At 70.5% G+C, this 1,403-nt stretch carries 1 protein-coding gene; it reads left to right on the top strand.

Annotation, left to right across the window (positions count from 1 at the left end; translation table 11 throughout):
• A partial coding sequence (locus ACTOQ2_RS43845) for a sugar ABC transporter ATP-binding protein (RefSeq protein ID WP_440107947.1) occupies positions 1–1,403 on the top strand: 1,403 nt, incomplete at both ends.

Below are 1,403 nucleotides of genomic sequence, written 5' to 3' on the forward strand. Positions count from 1 at the left end.
GGAGAGGTGCACTGCCTGCTCGGCCAGAACGGTGCCGGGAAGTCCACGCTGATCAAGACCCTGGCGGGCGCTCACCAGCCCGACGAGGGGACGATCACGCTCAACGGTGAGGAGGTGCGGCTGTCGAGCCCGATCGCGGCGATCCGGCTCGGGATCTCCACGATCTACCAGGAGCTGGACCTGGTGGACGGGCTGAGCGTGGCCGAGAACGTGTTCTTGGGTCATGAGCCGGCCCGGATGGGGTTCGTGGGCCGTTCGGAGGCGGCGCGGGCGACGCGGGAGTTGCTGGCGCGGCTGGGGCATGCGGAGATCCGCCCGTCGGTGGAGGTGGGCCGGTTGTCTCCGGCGGCCAAGCAGGTGGTGAGCATGGCGCGGGCGCTGTCGCACGACACCCGGTTGATCATCATGGACGAGCCGTCGGCGGCGCTGGCCCATGACGAGGTGGGCAACCTGTTCCGGATCATCCGGGAGCTGACCGCCCAGGGGGTGGCGGTGGTCTACATCTCGCACCGGCTGGAGGAGATCCGCGAGATCGGGGACCGGGTGACGGTGCTCAAGGACGGCCGTACGGTCGCGGTGGGCCTGCCGGCCAAGGAGACGCCGACCTCGCAGGTGGTGTCGCTGATGACCGGCCGCAACGTCGAGTACGTCTTCCCGCCGCGCCGCGCGGAACCCGTCGCGGGTAACGAGGTGCTGCGGGTCGAGAACCTCACCGTCCCCGGGGTCGTCAACGACGTGTCGTTCTCGGTGCGGGCGGGGGAGATCGTGGGGCTGGCCGGTCTGGTCGGCTCGGGCCGCTCGGAGATCATCGAGGCGGTGTACGGGGCGCGGCGGTTTTCCGGCCAGGTGGTTCTGGAGGGCAGGCCGGTGCGCCGGGGCGGTGGCACGACCGGTGCGGTGCGCCTGGGTATGGGGCTGGCGCCCGAGGAGCGCAAGGCGCAGGCGTTGCTGCTGGACCAGAGCGTGTCGCGCAACATCAGCCTGGCGAGTTTGGGCCGGTATTCGCGGCTGGGCTGGATGGACCGGCGCCGGGAGGCGGCCGATGCGCGGGAGATGGTGCAGGCCCTCGACATCCGCCCCTCCGATCCGGAGCGGCCGATCAAGACGTTGTCGGGCGGTAACCAGCAAAAGGCGGTGCTGGCCCGGTGGTTGCTGAACAACCGCAAGCTGCTGCTGCTGGACGAGCCGACCCGCGGGGTGGATGTGGGGGCTCGGGCGGAGTTGTACGCGCTGGTGCGGCGGCTGGCCGATGAGGGGATCGGGGTGTTGCTGGTCTCCAGCGAGGTTCCCGAGGTGCTGGGGCTGGCCGATCGGGTGCTGGTCCTGCGGGAGGGCCGGGTCATTCGTGAGGCCGGTGCCGGTGAGCTGGACGAGCACGCCGTCCTCGACATGATCATGGAAGG

This window comes from Streptosporangium sp. H16, assembly GCF_051918855.1.
Classification (GTDB): domain Bacteria; phylum Actinomycetota; class Actinomycetes; order Streptosporangiales; family Streptosporangiaceae; genus Streptosporangium.